Origin of the sequence: Paenibacillus senegalimassiliensis (assembly GCF_001486585.1) — a bacterium.
Taxonomy (GTDB): Bacteria; Bacillota; Bacilli; order Paenibacillales; family Paenibacillaceae; genus Fontibacillus; species Fontibacillus senegalimassiliensis.
In genome coordinates, this window is record NZ_LN909045.1 from 75,090 (window position 1) to 93,452 (window position 18,363).

Annotated in this window: 20 protein-coding genes; 14 read left to right on the forward strand and 6 right to left on the reverse strand. The window is 49.8% G+C overall.

All coding sequences use genetic code 11. The features are described 5' to 3' along the window. The first annotated feature begins 7 nt into the window (after window positions 1–7). From BN3279_RS10340 to BN3279_RS10355, 4 genes are read left to right on the forward strand one after another with little or no spacing between them, the layout of a single operon-like run. Entirely contained in the window at window positions 8–790 is a 783-nt protein-coding gene (locus BN3279_RS10340; protein WP_059050576.1) for an ABC transporter permease, read from the forward strand. Between the two features lie 34 nt (window positions 791–824). Beyond that, on the forward strand, window positions 825–1,841 hold the full coding sequence (locus BN3279_RS10345) for an ABC transporter substrate-binding protein (RefSeq protein ID WP_089153460.1): 1,017 nt from the start codon (window positions 825–827) through the stop codon (window positions 1,839–1,841). A gap of 18 nt (window positions 1,842–1,859) precedes the next feature. Then, window positions 1,860–2,633, forward strand: a complete 774-nt coding sequence (locus tag BN3279_RS10350; protein WP_059050577.1) for an ABC transporter ATP-binding protein — start codon at window positions 1,860–1,862, stop codon at window positions 2,631–2,633. A gap of 59 nt (window positions 2,634–2,692) precedes the next feature. Further along, the gene (locus BN3279_RS10355; protein ID WP_059050578.1) at window positions 2,693–3,571 is read left to right on the forward strand and encodes a sulfurtransferase; all 879 of its coding nucleotides are present in this window, start codon (window positions 2,693–2,695) and stop codon (window positions 3,569–3,571) included. A gap of 113 nt (window positions 3,572–3,684) precedes the next feature. Here BN3279_RS10355 and BN3279_RS10360 read toward each other — a convergent pair whose 3' ends face one another. Further along, complete coding sequence (locus BN3279_RS10360; protein WP_059050579.1) at window positions 3,685–4,566, reverse strand: alpha/beta fold hydrolase; 882 nt, start codon at window positions 4,564–4,566, stop codon at window positions 3,685–3,687. 15 nt (window positions 4,567–4,581) lie between these two features. Then, window positions 4,582–5,244, reverse strand: a complete 663-nt coding sequence (locus BN3279_RS10365; RefSeq protein WP_059050580.1) for a TetR/AcrR family transcriptional regulator — start codon at window positions 5,242–5,244, stop codon at window positions 4,582–4,584. 119 nt (window positions 5,245–5,363) lie between these two features. Here BN3279_RS10365 and BN3279_RS10370 point away from each other — a divergent pair, with 119 nt between their 5' ends. Next, window positions 5,364–5,984 (forward strand): hypothetical protein, encoded by a 621-nt coding sequence (locus tag BN3279_RS10370; RefSeq protein ID WP_059050581.1) that lies wholly within the window; start codon window positions 5,364–5,366, stop codon window positions 5,982–5,984. Window positions 5,985–6,110: 126 nt separating this feature from the next. Next, window positions 6,111–6,587 (forward strand): YfbM family protein, encoded by a 477-nt coding sequence (locus tag BN3279_RS10375; RefSeq protein WP_059050582.1) that lies wholly within the window; start codon window positions 6,111–6,113, stop codon window positions 6,585–6,587. 124 nt (window positions 6,588–6,711) lie between these two features. Here BN3279_RS10375 and BN3279_RS10380 read toward each other — a convergent pair whose 3' ends face one another. Then, a complete protein-coding gene (locus BN3279_RS10380; RefSeq protein WP_059050583.1) occupies window positions 6,712–7,575 on the reverse strand; it encodes a sulfurtransferase in 864 nt (287 codons plus the stop codon). Between the two features lie 93 nt (window positions 7,576–7,668). Continuing rightward, window positions 7,669–8,406: a copper amine oxidase N-terminal domain-containing protein gene (locus BN3279_RS10385; protein WP_059050584.1), complete on the reverse strand. Its 738-nt coding sequence runs from the start codon at window positions 8,404–8,406 to the stop codon at window positions 7,669–7,671. A 183-nt stretch (window positions 8,407–8,589) separates the two neighbouring features. On the opposite strand from BN3279_RS10385, the gene BN3279_RS10390 reads away from it, so the two are divergent. Next, window positions 8,590–9,540 (forward strand): DMT family transporter, encoded by a 951-nt coding sequence (locus tag BN3279_RS10390; RefSeq protein WP_059050585.1) that lies wholly within the window; start codon window positions 8,590–8,592, stop codon window positions 9,538–9,540. Window positions 9,541–9,590: 50 nt separating this feature from the next. Here the strand turns inward: BN3279_RS10390 and BN3279_RS10395 are convergent, their stop codons facing one another. Together BN3279_RS10395 and BN3279_RS10400 are read right to left on the reverse strand one after the other, a co-directional pair. Next, on the reverse strand, window positions 9,591–9,803 hold the full coding sequence (locus BN3279_RS10395; protein WP_059050586.1) for a hypothetical protein: 213 nt from the start codon (window positions 9,801–9,803) through the stop codon (window positions 9,591–9,593). A gap of 1,083 nt (window positions 9,804–10,886) precedes the next feature. Next, a complete protein-coding gene (locus tag BN3279_RS10400) occupies window positions 10,887–11,885 on the reverse strand; it encodes a ketoacyl-ACP synthase III (protein WP_059050587.1) in 999 nt (332 codons plus the stop codon). 192 nt (window positions 11,886–12,077) lie between these two features. Here BN3279_RS10400 and BN3279_RS10405 point away from each other — a divergent pair, with 192 nt between their 5' ends. The 7 genes from BN3279_RS10405 (at window position 12,078) to BN3279_RS10435 (ending at window position 18,326) form a co-directional block, all read left to right on the forward strand. Continuing rightward, a complete protein-coding gene (locus BN3279_RS10405; RefSeq protein WP_059050589.1) occupies window positions 12,078–14,198 on the forward strand; it encodes a DNA topoisomerase III in 2,121 nt (706 codons plus the stop codon). Between the two features lie 82 nt (window positions 14,199–14,280). Then, a complete protein-coding gene (locus BN3279_RS10410) occupies window positions 14,281–14,544 on the forward strand; it encodes a DUF1294 domain-containing protein (protein WP_059050590.1) in 264 nt (87 codons plus the stop codon). Between the two features lie 143 nt (window positions 14,545–14,687). Then, a complete protein-coding gene (locus BN3279_RS10415) occupies window positions 14,688–15,122 on the forward strand; it encodes a universal stress protein (RefSeq protein ID WP_059051785.1) in 435 nt (144 codons plus the stop codon). 236 nt (window positions 15,123–15,358) lie between these two features. Then, window positions 15,359–16,087: an amino acid ABC transporter ATP-binding protein gene (locus BN3279_RS10420; protein ID WP_059050591.1), complete on the forward strand. Its 729-nt coding sequence runs from the start codon at window positions 15,359–15,361 to the stop codon at window positions 16,085–16,087. A gap of 41 nt (window positions 16,088–16,128) precedes the next feature. After that, a complete protein-coding gene (locus tag BN3279_RS10425) occupies window positions 16,129–16,983 on the forward strand; it encodes a glutamate ABC transporter substrate-binding protein (protein WP_059050592.1) in 855 nt (284 codons plus the stop codon). Window positions 16,984–16,994: 11 nt separating this feature from the next. Further along, entirely contained in the window at window positions 16,995–17,645 is a 651-nt protein-coding gene (locus BN3279_RS10430) for an amino acid ABC transporter permease (RefSeq protein WP_187377776.1), read from the forward strand. A gap of 30 nt (window positions 17,646–17,675) precedes the next feature. Continuing rightward, window positions 17,676–18,326, forward strand: a complete 651-nt coding sequence (locus tag BN3279_RS10435) for an amino acid ABC transporter permease (protein ID WP_059050596.1) — start codon at window positions 17,676–17,678, stop codon at window positions 18,324–18,326. Window positions 18,327–18,363: the final 37 nt, after the last annotated feature.

Here is an 18,363-nt window from a genome sequence, read left to right on the forward strand (position 1 = left end):
TCATAACATGGGCCGCAATAGTCATACCAAACGTTATTCTTGGCGTATTATCCTTGGACAAGTCTTGCTGCTACTCGTCATGCTTGTGGTTGTGGAATACCTTGTACGGGTTGAAATTGTTGGTAGCTTGTATTTATCCCGGCCAACCCAGGTGGCTGAGAATATTTACGAGCTATTTGCGGAAGGAGAAATCTACCGCCATCTTCTCGTAACACTGAATGAATTTGCAGCAGGTTATTTGTTAAGCGTAGTTGCCAGTATAGGCACCGGCATGGCGCTTGTATTGATTCCGCGGGCGGAATCGTTCTTTCGGCCGTTCCTGTCTGCATTGATGGCCGTTCCCAAAGTAACGATCATTCCGCTGCTGATGCTCTGGCTGGGTATCGGTTTATCGCATAAAGTAGCTATTGTATTTCTATTCTGTTTCTTCACCATTGCATTCAACACCATTACGGGTATTAAACAAACGGCCGAAGCGCATTTAAAAGTGGCCAGGGTGCTAGAAGCTTCCTGGTGGCAGATCGTACTCAAGGTGATTTTGCCATCGGCTGCACCAACGATTTTTGTATCGTTGCGGGTGGCGGCCGCGACCGGGTTGGTTGGCGCCTTATTCGCCGAGATGATTGCGTCTAAGGAAGGGTTGGGCAATCTGTTGGTGCAGGCGACTTCTTTGTACGATACAGCCAAGGCTTTTGCCATCATTACAGTGGTAACCGTCGTATCGGTGCTGATTATTGCCGTTATTGATCTGCTGGAGAAGCGAATCGTGCTGCGATGGCGTTCTAATTAATTCACAATCCAGAATAGCAGGGGAGAGATTTTCAATGATAAAAAAGAGAAAATGGTTCGGAACAGGCATGATAGCGGTATTGCTGGCACTTGTGCTGGGCGCATGCGGAGCGGATGCTAGCGATACTACTGCACCGCCCGCATCGCAACCGGAGGGGACGACGGAGAATACGGCACTAGAATTGCAGACGGTTCGGTATGCACCGTTCAATGGGGTGAGTGGTCTGGCCGTTCGTTACGGCATCGAGCAGGGCTTTTTTGAAGAAGAAGGTCTTCATGTGGAATTGGTAAGTGCGCAGAATCCCGTCGATGCCTTGACGAGCGGTGATGTGGATGTTGCAGATATTGCCACTACGAGTGTTATTGTGGCTGCGGGCAAGGGGGCTCCGATCAAAATTGTGTCTTCGATGTTCCGCACAAAGGGGCCATTCTATTTAATCGCAAACCCTAATATTCAAAGTGTGGAGGAATTGAAGGGTAAGAAGGTTGGAGCGGCCGTTCTGGGCAGTGGCCTGGACGTATACACGCAGACGATTTTGAAGGAGCATGGTCTGAGCAAGGACGATGTTACCTATCTGGCTTCGGGCGTTAATGAGGCTGCTTATGCCAGCCTGACGAACGGTCAGGTTGACGCCACGATTATTCATGAACCGTTCGCCTCGCTGGCTGAAGCAGAAGGGACAGGACATATTCTTGCTAACGGTTGGGATTACTTGCCGACCTTCCACACAGGAGTGTTAGCCGCCCGTAATAGCTTTATCGACAGTAGCCCGGAACTGGTGGAGAAGCTCCTGCGCGGCTATTTCAAATCACAGGAATATGCCAAGAACCATCTGGATGAATACAAGGCTTATTTCCTTGAAAATGTGAAAATCGACCCGGCAGTTGCTGACAAAGCGTTTGAGCGAGAGGCGGTACTGTGGGAGAACAATCCCGAAGTTAATCTGGACGCGCTGCAGGATACACAACAGATCCAGCTTGAGCTTGGCTTCCAGGACCAGATTTATGATGTGGAGGATCTACTAGATTTGCGGTTTATTCCCAACAAGTAAGTGAAGAGAGGTGATGGTATGGCGGGATTCTTCATTTCTCATGTGTCCAAAATTTATGAAGGAGCGACTCCGACTTCAACGCTGGTTGATATTGAGCTGACCATTGAGGATGGTGAGTTTCTGAGTATTCTGGGTCCCAGTGGCTGTGGCAAAAGCACGCTTCTGGAAATATTGGCCGGTCTGCAGCGTCCGACCTCAGGTGAGATATTTTTTGGCAACGAAAAGCTGGATGGTCCTGGTATCGAGCGTGGCGTTGTCTTTCAGGACCCTTCCCTATATCCATGGCGGACTGTACTACGCAACGTAGAGCTGGGATTGGAATTGCGCGGAATGTCCAGGTCCGATAGAAGGGAAGCGGCACAACGCTGTCTTGATTTGGTAGGGCTCCACGGATTTGAACAAAAATACCCTCATCAATTATCGGGGGGCATGAGGCAACGGGCCGGGCTTGCCAGGGCACTGGCCAACCGACCGGAGGTATTACTGATGGACGAGCCCTTCGGTGCAGTAGACCATCTCACACGGCTGCAGCTTCAGGATGATTTGCTTCATATTTGGGAAGCGGAGAAGAAGACCGTCGTATTCGTGACACATGATGTCTCCGAGGCCGTTTACCTCGGGGACCGGGTCGTGCTGCTATCGCCGAGACCGGGTCGTATTAAGCAAATCTTCAAGGTCCCACAGCCACGACCACGCAAACGTGACGACCTGGAGCTGCTCCGCATCCAGAACGAAATATATGCAGCTATCGTGGAGGCTAAGTCAGCGGAGAGTCTGGAATTTACGATCTGATTTGGAGGTTAGGTATTGAAGCGAGTCGCCATTGTTGCTACTAAAAAGGAGTGGAAATCATGTCATTAAAACCAGAAACGAGCCAGATTGTCAGCGTGCAGCGATTAAAGGAACGTCTTGAAGAAGGGGAACGGGTTGTCTTGTTAGATGTCCGCTTTCAACCCAAGGAGCCAGGGTATGGACGTAAAGTGTATGAACAAGGCCATTTGCCGGGTGCAGCGTTCATTGATTTTAAAGCAGATCTGACCGATCCAGCGGAAACGCATGGCGGACGAAGCCCTTTGCCTGCTCCAGACCGATTGGCAGAACGCTTCGGACATTTGGGTATCGACCGCGGAACCTCTGTCGTTGCTTATGAGGATGAAAATGGCCCGGCAGCCGCCAGGTTGTGGTGGGTGCTAAAGTATCTGGGTGTGGAACAGGTACAAGTGCTTGACGGAGGTTATAAGGCATGGATTGAGGCAGGGTTGCAAGTGTCATCTGAGCCGCCTGCTGGTGTTGAGTCACGCCAGTTCGTGCCTGCACCACAGGTTGATTGGTTAGCTGGAGTGGAGGAGGTGCGCGTGGTGTCTCAGTCGCTCGCAACCGACGGAATAACTGCATCCCGGCTTGTTGATTCTCGCGATGCTGCACAGTACGCCGGACGGGATGGCGGCTTCGATCCCGTGGCAGGATACATTCCCGGAGCACAGCACTATTTCTGGAAGGATTCGGCGCTTGACGAAGAGGGGGCGTGGAAGTCGTCACAGCAACTTCGGGAGCAATTTGCCGAGCTGCCTAAGGAGAGCGAAATTATTGTCTATTGCGGTTCAGGCATATCCGCCACGCCGAACGTGCTGGCCTTGCGCGAAGCGGGCTACACCAAGGTGAAGCTGTACGCGGGTAGCTGGAGCGATTGGATCAGCTACAAGGAAAACCCTATTGCTACTGGAGAATAGTAGATGTAAAGAGCCTGCTTTTCAAGCGGGCTTCTTGTTTTCCTTGAGCAAGATATCGTGATCGTGGTGGATGGCTCCCCCCACACTTGGCTCGTTGCTTCGTCCCTGAAAGATCATGAACTGAGGAAATCGAGCAGCAGTCTGTTCACGACTTCGGGTTTTTCCAGTGGAAGCCCATGGCCGGTTTGGGGAAGGACAGTTGCTTTAACATCTTTTATCAGTTCTCGAGCCCGTTTAACAGCCTTCTCAACATTATATTGAATATCCTGATCACCTATGAGCAGCAAGACTGGGGCTTGAATTAACTGTAATTCCACATCCTTTATGTATGAAGCAAATAATTGAGTTCGTGGAAGTGCATTTTGCATGCCGATAATGAACTGATTTTTAATTGTCTGATTGATGTAGCTTTCCTCACCGGTCATAAAATCCATTAATTGATTGATTCTTACTGTTGTGGGCATCATTCCTGCAATCAAACATCGGATAAAAAAACCTTTGCTTTGCGGCTGCAGGCTCGCGGCTGGGGCTAAAAGGATCACTTTTCGTATACGTGAGGATACACGGGCAGCGAGAATTGTGGCAATGAATCCGCCAAAGGAATGCCCACAAATATTCGCCTTATCTATATGTAGCTCATCCAGTAGCTCCGTAAACCATCTAGCACAATCGTTTTTATTTTTAATTGGCTTTACTGACTTACTCTTATTGATATCTCCCGGAAAGTCTACAGCATATACTCTATAGCATCGGCTCAGCGCCTCAATATTATCTAACCAAACTGTCGAACTGAATCCATAACCATGCAGCAATATTAGTGGTTCAGCATCCTTAGGCCCAGTAGTTAGAACATGAATATGACCAAACGAAGTAGATACAAATACACGTTCAACAGGCACCTTCCATAAACTGAGTGTTTGATGATAAGCTTCCAGAAAAAGCTCGGGTTGTCCATCCTTCCTGTATATAGAGGTGAAACGCTGTTCTTTAATCATTTCATCATGCCCCCCTTAATCGTGTAATTGAAATAAACTTAGAAAATAATGAATATGCTTCACCATCATTTGTTCAATGCTTGCTGTCTCCTGTCCATCCAACCGCCTTAAAATGTAAGAGTTAACCATTTGAAACAATGGATATTGGTATTGAATGGAGAGCATCCCGGGATCGTGTGACTGAAGCTGACCAAGGGTAATATACTTTTTAAATACGGTTTCCATGTAATTACATATATCTCCCACAATATCGTTAAGGTAAATATCCCTTGCCGCTTTGTCTCTGACCTGTTCCAGATAGATGATCCGCCAAATCTTTTCCATCTGCGGGTGCTTAATGTGCTCCAGAAAGTTATGAAAGCCTTGGGTTAAAAAAACTTCTATATTTATGTCCGATGCAATAGAATCAAGACGGTCCAGCGATGGTATGATTTTGGCTATGTCCATTCGAAAATTGTAATAAATTGTTTGTAATATTACTGTCTTACTTTTAAAATGATTGTATAAAGAACTCTCTTTTATGCCGACATCTCTAGTGATATCTCTAATTGAGACAGCATTATAGCCATTTTGCGAGAAGAGATCTATAGCAACAGCGAGGATCAGGTTTTTATTATGATTCTGAATCAATACTCCGCTTGTATCGAAAAACATGCCTGACTGACGAGTATCTTCCATTTATATAAAGACTCCCTTCGAAAGTTATCATATTAACTATTATAACTAACGATTGTTCGTTAGTGAATGGGAGCGGATTACAGTTTTACTTTATTAGCCGAGAGGCGAGGAGGTAGCCGATGCTAGACAAAAGACTGGTCAATAGCAAAACCTTTTGGGCCCGGTATGAATGGAGGCTTCAGGACGATTTCTCATATCCAGAGCTCGAGGATGAGCCGATCCGGATGAACGTTACGGAGGAGGCTTCTTTGGTGGTCGAAACAGGTGATGACTTCTCTTACATTTCGCTGCTTTTTGAGGAGAAAGGAAGGGAAGAACTGGAGATTGCCTGGGATGATGAAGGGCATTTTCACCCCTTTGTCTTGCGTATTGAAGAATGGAATGCACTGTCCAAGCGAATCGCAGCCAACTATGGAACGGACGTGTGGATTCCCGGACTGTTACTCCAGCGCTTTGTTGGGTTCACATCCAGTTCGGAGCTGGAAGCCATAATGGAGCAGGGAAAGGCGCTGCGCAAGCAATCAGGTCTCTATACCGAGGTGGAGCTTGACCAATGGCCACAGCATCCTGTGCAGGCGCACGAGGGCTTTTGGGACAGCGTTGACCGTAAGTGGCGGCGGCAAGAACCGTATGGCTGGGTCTTTGAGGGCGAGGATGCCTATTCCCTGCGGATTGCGGATAATCCCGACTTTCCTTATGAAGTGTGGAACCGGATGATTGCTGAGTCTTTACGGCTATGAAACAACGACTTTACACCCTTGTTGCCACACTTCGCCTACCTTTATACTAGACAAAATAATAGGCAAGAGGCTATGCTTTGCAGCTAATGCTGGCAATACTGCCAATACTACGAGGGGGCGAAAAGGATGGGAATGATTGGCTTATACAAGGCTTTGCCGGAGCAAGAGATTAAACAACTTGCCGAGGGGAAATTGGATGCCGGAGAAGTAATAAGCACCAGTGGGGAGCAGCTAGACATCGACAAAGCATGGCAAGGCATTCATTATGCCCTTACCGGCGAACTGATCGGAGGAGAGCAGCCGCTTAGTTATGTCGTACCCATGATTGATGGTCAAGGACTCGATCTGGGTGACTTTGGAGCATTCTATCTGTATCCTGCTCAAGTGCAAGCCACCGCCGAGGCAATTAAGAACTTTACCCAAGCGGAATTTGCTGCTTTATTTGCTAAATACGATCCACTTCAGGAAGAAGTGTATCCTGTAACAGCAGAGGACGACGCTGAGGAGTTTCTCGCTTATCTGTACCAATATTTCACCGACATTCAAACCTATTATCAAAATGTGGCTGCGACAGGTAAGGGCGTTGTCTTCTATATTGTCTGACACGACCGAAAATATAAGTTGATCCTGCACGTTACAAAAGTCGGAATGATAAGCCCCTAAAAATCTACGTTGATATTATGCACAGCACAAAAAAGAACCCACGTCAGACGTGGGTTCTTAGTCTTTATTTCTCTCCAGTAGCCACCGCATTTCCCTCATAGCTAATCCAATCGCTCCAGCCTCCAGGGTATAACTTCACACGCGTGAAGCCAATTTCCTTCAAGGCCAAAATGTTCGGGCAAGCCGAAACGCCGGAGCCGCAATAGACCACGATCTCCTGGTCCTTATCCAGTCCGGAGAAATGTTCCTCCAACGCTGCTGTTGATTTGAGCCGTCCTGCTTCGGTCAAAACTTCCTTCCAGAAATAATTGAACGCATTCGGAATACTTCCGGCTTTGGCGTCGATAGGCTCTTCCAGGCCCAGATAACGTTTGCGCTCCCGGGAGTCAATCAGCACCTTGGGACCTGTGGTTTCAACCCGTGGTGATGGATTTTGATGTGCGATCTCGCGAACCTCATCCAGCGTGGCTATAAGCTCTGGCTGCGGGCGGGCCTCAAAGGTGTTGGGGATGACCACGGGCTGGTCGGCGGTAAGTGGAAAGTCCGCCTCTTTCCAAGCACTAAAGCCTTGCTCTAACAGAAAGACCTGCGTGTGCCCAAGATAGGTCAGCATCCACCACAACCTGGCGGCCACCATTCCATCATTGTCGTCATAGATGACGATGCGATCATCCTGGCTTAGCCCGGCTTGTCCGAAGGTGTGAGCCATCTGCTCTGGCTCAGGCATAGGATGTCTGCCACCATGCTGGGACAGAGGGGCGGACAGGTCCTTGTCCAGGTCGAGATATACAGCCCGCGGGATATGAGCCTCATTGTAGCGCTCTCTTCCGGCAGGGGGATCGTTCAACCAGAAACGGCAATCCACGATGACCACATCAGGCTCATACATGCGGGCGAGCAGCCACTCCTTTGATACCATCTGATTCATGTTCAATCCTCCAAGGTTACAAAATAGGCCGCTTCACATGGAGCGGCCCTGTTTCTTCTAAATATAGCACAAAGGTAAATCGTATGTTAATAGTTATGGGCAAGGGACCCAATCCAGACTTCCTCCGTATACCGGATGATACCGCCAAACGCTGCACAGCCCATCCCGGGTACTATCCTTGCCTTTGTCCTTCTGATTTGACTTATCTTTATTTTTGTCTTTGTTATCCTTCTGCTCGGCATCCTTTTTCTTTTGCTCTTCGACCAATCTTTGGTGCTCGGCAAGGCTTTCTTCCAGGTATTTATTGAAATTGTCCGTCAATTCTTCCTTAGTCATATTGTTCTCTTTGAGAAAGTCGGTATCGTAAATGTAGATTTGTTTCAGATAAGGCTGCCACAATACCAGGGCATCGCTGGCTTCGCTAATAAATCGCAAGGGCACGAATGTGAAGCCGGCTTGAACCAAGGCAGGTTCGGATAACTTAGCAGGAGCTTGATTGACCAAGGCCTCCTTGCTACCGATGGTTAAGGACAACTGGAGTCCTTCTTTGGCCCCTTTTACCGTCTTGGTCACGGGGTCCCAGGTTAACTCCATACCCAGCGCTTCAAATAAAGGACGCATAGGGACAAAAGTGGTGCCATTCTTGACGAGGGGGTCTACTTCGAGTTCCAATTGCTGATCATTTAAAAGGACAGTGATTGCCTGATTGCTGGTCTGGGCATCTGCATCTGCATCTGCATCTGCTGTATATGAGCTTCCACCAATAACAGCAACGGCCACAACCAGGATCATGGCGATGTATTGTTTCCACTGAAACACGACATTTTTCACTAAGCAACAACCTCCTTTTTGTAAAATGATACTGAATGCATTATGGTCTGTAAATAAGGCGAAGCTCCTCATTTGGCTCCTTGCAAATTTTGGTTGAGAAGCGGCGTTATCTTAGCTATAATGAAGTGGTTTGCATGGATATCAGGCAAAACTTTCGATGGAAAGCTGGGAATTTAGAAGCATATGCACAATGCGGTCAAGCCTCTGGGCAAATATGAAATTTTGTATGTTATCGGCATTATTGCCATTTCGTTCTCCTCTATTTTTATTCGTTGGTCCCATGCCGACGTATCGGTTATTGGGATGTACCGCATGTTCTTGACCAACTTGCTAATGCTTCCGCTGTTGTGGAGATACCGCGAGGAAATACGTAAATTAAGCGCCAAGCAATGGAGAGGCCTGTTGTTCTCCGGCTTGATGCTGGGACTGCACCTGCTGTTATGGATGGGGTCACTTCGGCTTACAACCGTAGCCAGTTCCACGGTCATTTTGACCTTAGAGCCGATCATTGTAATGTTCGGGTCCTTTTTTCTGTTCAAGACCAAAATTAATAAGGCGATGGTCATTGGTGTAACGTTGGCTCTCCTTGGCTCGGTTGCTATTGGCTCTGGAGATTTTGCCCTGTCACGCCAGGCTGTCACCGGCGACCTTTTGTCTCTGCTTGGTACGATCGCTCTGGCGGTGCATATGTTGGCAGGAAAGCAACTGTTGCATCATGTGAGCGCCTTTGTTTATAACTTTAGCGTATTTTTGGTAGCTGGTATCGCCATGGCGATATACAATGTTGCTGCTGGCATTCCGTTCACCGGGTATAGTCGGGGCGAGTGGGGCATTTTCTTATTGCTGGCCGTCATTCCTACCTTGTTCGGTCATTATTTATTCAATTGGTTAATGAAGTATTTAAGTGCTTCCGTCGTATCCATGGCTGTGCTGGGGGAACCGGTATTTGCTTCATTGCTTGCTTGGGTATTATTGAAGGAAAGTCTAACTCCGTTGCAGCTTTCCGCCGGGGTGTTGATCCTGTTCGGAGTGTGGATCTTTATCCGTTATGGCAAAGAGGCTCCAGTATTGGTGGAACCGGGTAGCCCGCAGATTTTGGCTGCGGGTGCAGGGCAGGAAGGGAAGGTAGGTTAAGGTTAAGGCAGGGTAACGGCAAAATGCATGGCTTAACTTGGCGCACGTGGTTATTTGCGCACCTCGAAGAACTGGCATTCCTGGCGTGGGTGATAGGCGAGCTCGCTAACGCTGGACTGGGTAATGACCGTCTCCTCAGTGAACCGGATTATGATGCTTCCTGAATCGATGAGGTGGTCGTTATGGAATACGCGAATACGCAACTTCTTGTCAATGGCTTCCTGGAAGTCCTGTTCCGAAAATAGTTGTCTGACCGTAGGCATGAATGGCTTCTCCTTATGGTGGGGCTAGATTGTAAACATATCTGTTATTGTACCTGCTGCTCTCCCATCTGAAAAGGGGAAGGGCGAAGCGGGCAGCGTAAATTGCTTGCTTGCGATCGCTTACGAATACCGATTCGGTAGGTAGGTGGGAGGGAGTGCGTATCTAGTTGCCGTCTCTGTCTAGTGCATCCTGTCCCTTGGCACATCGTACCTTAATGCTGATGTCAATAGTGGGAGAGCCAGTGGGAAATCCTCCTGCTAATTTGGGAAAATGGGCTGAATTTCGGCGTTTAACTGGAAAAGCTCCCTATAAATTCACGCTTTAGCTCCAAATCCAACGTTTCAAGCCGAATTATATGGAGGAATTCCCTATAATTGCGCAATAAGGCGGGTAAAGAGAAATATTAGTTGGAGGATTTCCTGTTAATGTGACGATTTGTCACCATAGCTCCTTCGTATAGATATTGACTGGGCCAGGATATTAATCCGTTAAGCGCTTGTCCTAGCGAAGCGGTTTGTTGTTCAAAAGAGGGCCGATCCGGCGTACTACGCTGGATCGGCCCTTTCAAATGTCAGTGTAGAAGGTTGGACGATACCAGGGACTGAGCAGCGCAGCGTAGGTGAATCCTACGTGAGCAGCGGAAGGCACGGGTAGAGTTCAAGATTCGAAGCCGCCCCATCTCCCGGAAATGTCTTCGTGATAGGAAGCAGCATTTTAGATTTCCTGTTCAATGAGGATCTAAAATACAGGTTTCTAGCACCGAGAAGGTTGGACGATACCAGGGACAGAGCAGCACAGCGTAGGTGAATCCTACGTGAGCAGCGGAAGGCACGGGTAGAGTTCAAGATTCGAAGCCGCCCCATCTCCCGGAAATGTCTTCGTGATAGGAAGCAGCATTTTAGATTTCCTGTTCAATGAGGATCTAAAATACAGGTTTCTAGCACCGAGAAGGTTGGACGATACCAGGGACTGAGCAGCGCAGCGTAGGTGAATCCTACGTGAGCAGCGGAAGGCACGGGTAGAGTTCAAGATTCGAAGCCGCTCCATCTCCCGGAATTTTCTTCGTGATAGGAAGCAGCATTTTAGATTTCCTTAGAGATGCCCCAGCGGAGGATGAGTCCGGCGTGGGTGAGCCCACCCCCAAAGCCGTAAAGCATCACCCGGTCTCCCAGCTTCAGCCGTCCTTCACGAACCGCCGCCTCCAACGCTAATGGAATAGAAGCGGACGACGTATTTCCCATGTCCTGGACACTTTGCAGTGTCTTGGCCAGAGGCATACCGGACTTCTCGCAAATGGATTCAATCATACGCAGGTTGGCACTATGCGGGACAAACCAATCGATGTCCTCTAGAGAGAGCACAGCTTGCTGCAGAAGCTGTTCAATGCCGGAAGAAACGGTCCGTACCGCCCATTTGAACACCTCGCGTCCGTTCTGGACAATTTTCCCATTGCCGATAAGAGGGGTGCCGTCCATTTGCTCCGCCAGACCTGAGCGGTACACGTGGATGCCACCTTCTCCATTGGTGCCGAGAGTGAAGGCTTCGAACCAGGAGGCTTCCAGGTCACGTTCCACGAGCACGGCTCCGGCTCCGTCACCGAACAGAATACAAGTGTTCCGGTCACTGTAATCCGTGATTTTGGACATCGTTTCCCCCGCAACGACCAGGATTTTGCGATGCAAGCCCGCAGCGATCAAGCCATTAGCCAGGTGCAGGCCATAGGTGAATCCCGCACAGGTAGCGTTAAGATCAATGGCGCCAGCTTGTTCCATGCCGAAATGCTGCTGAATGCGGCAGGACACGGTAGGGAATGAGTAATCCGGTGTCGTAGTGGCAACAACGATAAGATCCACATCATTCAGAGCTACGTGATACCGGTTTTGTAGTTGTTCAACTGCTTGTATGCAAAGGTGTGAGGTGAACTCGTCTTCAGCCGCGATATGTCGCTGCTTGATGCCGGTGCGCTGGACGATCCACTCGTCGTTGGTATCTACCATTTTCTCCAGATCATCATTGGTAAGTATTCGCTCGGGAACATAGGAGCCAATGGCAGTAATGCGGGCATGGGCTAACTGAGTCATTCCAATCACTCCTTCATTTTTTAGAATCAGATATTAAAACCTGGTACTAAAACGCTAATTTGTTTATATCATTTTTAAAATAAATGTTCAATCCTTTTTAAGCAAGTGAGGTATTTACCTAAGCCAAACTTCGCGCCAAAGGCAGGAGGGATGCTATAATAAGGCAGAAGAAGGGAGTGTCTACGTCCATTTATGAAGACATTAGTATTGGCGGAGAAGCCATCGGTAGCAAGAGAAATTGCGCGGGTCATCGGTAGCCGCGATAAGCATAAGAGTCATTTTGAGGGTCCCAAGTATGTCGTGACCTGGGCATTAGGCCATTTAGTAGGATTGGCTGAGCCGGAGGAATACGACGGGAAGTACAAGCAATGGTCGTTGGAAGATCTACCGATCCTGCCGGGGAAGATGAAGCTGAAGGTACTGCGTGAGAGCAGCCACCAGTTCAAGGCGGTACAGCAATTAATGCGACGTCAGGATATCGGGGAGCTGATTGTAGCTACGGATGCTGCGCGTGAAGGGGAACTGCTGGCTCGGTGGATTATGGATATGGTGAAGTGGAGCAAGCCGTTCAAGCGGTTATGGATATCCTCGCAGACGGACAAGGCTATCAAGGAGGGCTTCGCGTCCTTGAAGCCGGGCAGCCAGTATGAGCGGCTGTACCAATCGGCACGTTGTCGTGCCGAAGCCGACTGGATGGTGGGGCTGAACGTCACCCGGGCACTGACGACGAAGTTTGGTTCTCCGTTGTCGGCTGGGCGTGTCCAGACGCCAACGCTTGGAATGATCATGGAGCGGGAGAATGAAATTACTCGCTTCCGCTCGGAAGAGTACCATGTGCTGCGGGCCAACTTCGGTTCCTTCGAAGCGGTCTGGCGGGGAACGAACGGAGATTCACGTATTTTTGATGCTGACCGGCTAGAGGCGCTGAAGCGCAAGCTTGAGGGAGCCTCCGGCAGCATCGTCAAGCTGGTGAAGAACGAGAAGACGATTCCGCATCCATTGGCCTACGATCTAACAGAATTGCAGCGGGATGCCAACCGGCAACTTGGTTTCTCAGCCAAGCAGACTTCTAACGTATTGCAGCGGTTATATGAACAGCATAAGCTGGTCACGTATCCGCGCACTGACTCACGTTATTTAACAGCCGATATGGCGGATACATTAAAGGAACGGCTCACCAGTGTAGCCGTGGGGCCTTATGCTCCATTGGCCCGGCCGCTCCTGCGCAAGCCGCTGCCCCTCGGCAAGCGGATCGTGGACGACAGCAAAGTCACCGATCATCATGCCATAATTCCAACGGAACAAACGGTGCTATTGAATGTGCTGAGTCCAGAGGAACGTAAGCTGTATGATTTGATCGTACGGCGGTTTATCAGCTTATTCTATCCTCCCGCACGCTTTGATCAAGTCACGGTGACGGTGGAGGCAGGCGGTGAGACACTGCATGCCAAGGGGACGACAATTAAGGATAGCGGCTGGCGGGCCGTTTATGACGGGCAAGCGATGGAGGACGAAGGAGAAGAGGAAGACGATAGTCAGTCAGCTTTGCCGGAGCTGAAGCAAGGGCAGAAGCTGTCCGTTCAGCGCTGTCAGGTCATCCCCGGAAGAACCCAACCTCCGAAACGCTATACCGAAGCGGCGTTGCTGACACAAATGGAGAAGCATGGCCTGGGAACCCCGGCCACCCGCGCGGATATTATCGAGAAGCTGGTTCATTCCGATACCATTGAACGGCAGGGCAATTCGCTGCATCCTACAGGCAAGGGCAAGCAGTTAATTGAGCTTGCTCCGGCTGATCTGCGCTCACCGAATCTGACCACCCGCTGGGAAGCGGAACTGGAGCAAATTGCTCGCGGTCAGGGCAAGCCAGAGCCGTTCTTGCAGGGCATCCGCGAGATGACCGTCCAATTGGTCCGGGGTGTAAAATATAGCGAAGCTACGTACAAGCCCCATAATGTATCAAGCAGCCATTGCCCGGATTGCGGAACGCGTCTACTGGAGAAGAAGACGGGCCGTGGCATGATGCTCGTATGCCCAAGTGAGGATTGCGGGTATCGCCGCTCCGGCGAGAAGCGCTTGTCCAATCGTCGTTGCCCGCAGTGCCATAAGAAGATGGAGATGAAGGAAGGCAAGGCGGGGATGTATGTGCAATGCTTGTCCTGTGGGATTACGGAAGTGATGAATAAGGACAGCAAGCATGTCAACAAGCGAGAACAGCAAAAGCTGGTCAAGCAATATTCTCAGAATGAATCCGCTGGAACCAATCTGGGCGATCTGCTTAAAGCGGCCTTGGAGAAAAAAGGCGACGCTTAAAAGCGTGTTAAACAACAGGAGCCTGAGCGAACGGGGCGGGGCTAACCCGCACGTAACCAGAAAATAGGAAGGAGGCTGTGCTATGAGAATAGCCTTGCTGGTGTGGTTCCTGTTCATCAACACCGTGGCGTATCTGGTCATGTCCGACGATAAAAAGCGGGCCCGGCAAAGACGCGACCGGGTACCGGAGAAGACCTTGTTCCTGCTAGCTGCTTTGGGCGGAGCCCTAGGTGTGCTGCTGGCAATGAATGCCAAGCGGCACAAAACGAAGCATATGAGCTTTCGCGTCGGTATCCCATTATTGCTGTTGCTGAACGCCGTACTCTATGGTTATTTTTTGATCTGATCCTCTATAAGATAACGCCTCTCGTAACTGGAAAATTCGGGCTTGGCTTTTCTACCGGGGCCAAACGGGGTATATAATAATATGGAGCTAAGATGTTCCATGGCTTACCTCGTTGATTCCAGAACAAGAGAGAGGTGCTTATGATGTTATTTCAAAAAATATTGGTAGCGTATGACGGATCGAAGGCAGCGAACAAAGCGTTGGACCGTGCCATTGCCTTGAGCAAAATATCGCCCGGGTCGCAGCTTCAAGTGCTGCATGCCTATGATTTCCCGCGCCTGTACGTAGCGGACGGCTTTGCTCCTGTGCCAGCTACAATGAATAAGGATTTCTACGAGTTGGCGGAGCAGACCGTGCTGGAAGCGGAGAAGCGGCTAACCTCGGTTGGCGTTGTTCCGAGTGTGAGCATGGTGCAGGGGCCTCCGGCGGAGACGATTTTGGACTATGCGAAGGAGCATGGAGTAGACCTGATTGTGATCGGCAGCCGCGGCTTGGGCGGCATACGCCAGTTCGTTCTTGGTAGCGTCAGCCATAACGTAGTCCAGCATGCTGAAATTCCGGTGCTTATTGTAAAATAATTACTTATATCAAAATACCGAAGCTTCCATCACCACATTTTGTGGGGGTGGAAGCTTTTTTGGCGTGAGGATAGCTAACGCTTGTCCATCGCCTTGCCCATTATTTTTCGTGCAAAATGGAAAGAACGCATAGGAAAATGTAGTTTTCTATAGTCTTTGCAGTAAGGTTAATTTCAAATGTCACGATTACTCACATGCATTTGGCATTAGCAGGACAGGGGAAGGGAGGAAGAGAGTTGATCCATTTTGGCCAGGTCGATAAGCATTATGGGCATTTCCACGTACTTAAGGAAATTAACCTGGAGGTTGCAGAAGGTGAGGTCGTGGTCGTCGTGGGTCCATCCGGCTCAGGCAAAAGCACCATGCTTCGCTGTATTAACCGTCTGGAGACGATTACGAGCGGTGAACTGAGCGTGGAGGGCATCACTGTCAATGACCGCAAGACCGATATCAATAAGCTGCGGCGGGACATTGGTATGGTCTTCCAGCACTTCAATCTGTATCCCCATAAGAAAGTGATCGATAATATTACGCTGGCGCCGGTCAAGGTGCTGGGCATTACCAAGGCGGAAGCGGAGCAGACGGCGTTGTTCTATCTGGAGAAAGTAGGCATTGCCGACAAGGCACAAGCGTACCCTTCTCAATTGTCGGGCGGACAGCAGCAACGGGTGGCCATTGCCAGGGGGCTCGCCATGAAGCCGAAGATCATGCTCTTCGATGAGCCGACCTCGGCGCTAGACCCCGAGATGGTTGGCGAGGTACTGGACGTGATGCGCAATTTAGCCCGTGAGGGGATGACGATGGTGGTGGTGACGCATGAAATGGGCTTTGCCCGTGAAGTGGCTGACCGCATTATCTTTATGGACCAGGGGCAGATCGTGGAGGAAGCGGGACCGGAGGAATTCTTCTCCCAGCCCCGTGAGGAACGGACGCGTACCTTTTTGAGCAGATTGTTAAGCCATTAAATAGCTTGTAATTGTATAAGAATTTAAGGGAGGAACTAGATATGAGAAAAAGCATGAAATTGTTCAGTATTGCAGCGGCTTGCGCGGTATTTGTCTTGGCTGGTTGTGGAAGCAATGGAGCAGGGGGGAATGCGGCAAGCGGCGGCAATACTTCGACCCCGGCAGCGGGTGAGAGTACGGGTGCCGCTTTAGGCAAGATTAAGGAGCGCGGCAAGTTGGTGGTTGGGGTGAAATATGATACGAAGCTTTTTGGACTTAAAGACCCGGCCAGCGGTAACGTGGAGGGCTTTGATATCGATATTTCCAAGGCGATTGCCAAGCATATCCTGGATGATGAGAATGCTATCGAACTGAAGGAGGTTACCTCCAAGACGCGGATTCCCATGCTGAATAATGGTGAAATCGATATGGTAGTTGCTACGATGACGATCACTGAGGAACGCAAGCAGGAGGTTGATTTTTCCGACGTCTACTTCCAGGCTGGACAATCGCTGCTAGTCAAGAAGGGTAGCCCTATCCAGGGTATTGAAGATGTGACGGCAGATACGACAGTGCTGGGGACGAAGGGCTCGACCTCGGTCAAAAACATTCGTGATCAGGTGTCCGGTGTCAAGGTGCTGGAATTTGATAACTACCAGGATGCCTTCAATGCGCTGAAGGCCGGGCAAGGCGCGGCATTGACCACGGACGACTCCATCTTGTACGGTATGGCTGCCCAGGACCCGAATTACGAGGTGGTAGGCAAGCCATTCACGGATGAGCCTTATGGCATTGCTGTGCAAAAAGGGAATACGGACGTTGTAGAAGCGATTAATGAAACCTTGAAGGCACTTCATGATAGCGGGGAATACGATGCCATTTATGAGAAATGGATTGGCAAGAAGCCTGCTGAGTAAGGAGTAATCTGATGGACATTACAATACTCACCGAGTATTTCGGTACTTATATGGAAGGGTTTCGGGGAACGGTGCTGTCCAGCCTGATGGCCTTGGCTGGTAGCTTCTTGCTTGGGGCGCTGATTGCGGTATTCCGCATCGGCCCTCTTCGCCCCCTTCGCTGGTTCGGTACGGGATATGTGGAATTTCTCCGCAATATTCCATTACTGCTCGTCGTATACATTTTCTATTACGGACCCTCCGTGCTCGGGATGCCGCTGGATGGCTTCACGGCCGGAACGATTGGGCTGGCGGTTTACACTTCTTCCTTTATAGCAGAAGCGATTCGCGCCGGAATTATGGCAGTTCCTCAAGGGCAGACCGAAGCGGCACGCTCCTCCGGGCTTAGTTATTCCCAAACGATGGTGCATGTGATTTTGCCGCAGGCCATTCGGCTGGTCATTCCGCCGTTAGGCAACCAGTTCATTAACTTGATCAAGAATTCGTCGGTGCTTACCATTGTGGCCGGCCTGGATTTGATGTATTTTGCCGACATCATTAATGCCGATACGTACCGGACCTTTGATACTTATGTGTTCGTGGCTCTGTTCTATCTGGCGCTGACGCTCCCGTTAAGCTATGGCGTAAGGGTCTGGGAGCGCAGACTTGAGCGAAAATATTAATAGGCTGCTTGTACGAAAGGAGGGTGAGAAATGGACTTTATAGGAGCGTACAGCGCCGAGAACTTGAGCTTCCTGATGGAGGGCCTGGGAGTTACCTTGATTGTGGCCGGAGCCTCCATCGTGTTCAGCTTCCTGATTGGCTGCGTGGTAGGTATTATACGTTACATTCAATTGCCGGTGCTGTCACCGGTGCTGATGGTAAGTGTGGAATTGATTCGTAATTTACCGTTGCTGCTAATTATTTTCTTTATGCGGTTTGCGTTGCCGGAGGCTGGAATTCGTTTGGGTCTGGTCACGGCGACGATCATTGGCCTTACGATCTTTGAAGCAGCGATGATTGCGGAGATTGTGCGTGGAGGTCTGAACTCCATCGATCGAGGTCAGGTGGAAGCCGCACGGTCATCTGGCCTCAGCACGTTCCAGACATTATGGCATATCGTGTTGCCTCAAGGGCTGAGACGGATGATTCCGCCCCTGGTCAGCCAGTTTATTGCGCTGCTGAAGGATACGTCGCTAGCTGTTGTAGTCTCTTTGCCGGAGTTAATGCATCATGCGGGCATTGTCATTGGGCATGGCTATAGCTATACCATTCCGATTTTGTTGCTGGTAGCTATGATTTATTTTACCGTCAACTTCCTGTTGTCAATTGTCTCACGCAGATTGGAGGCACGGCAGGTTTGAAATTAATCCTGACATACACCTGACACGCTGTGAAATG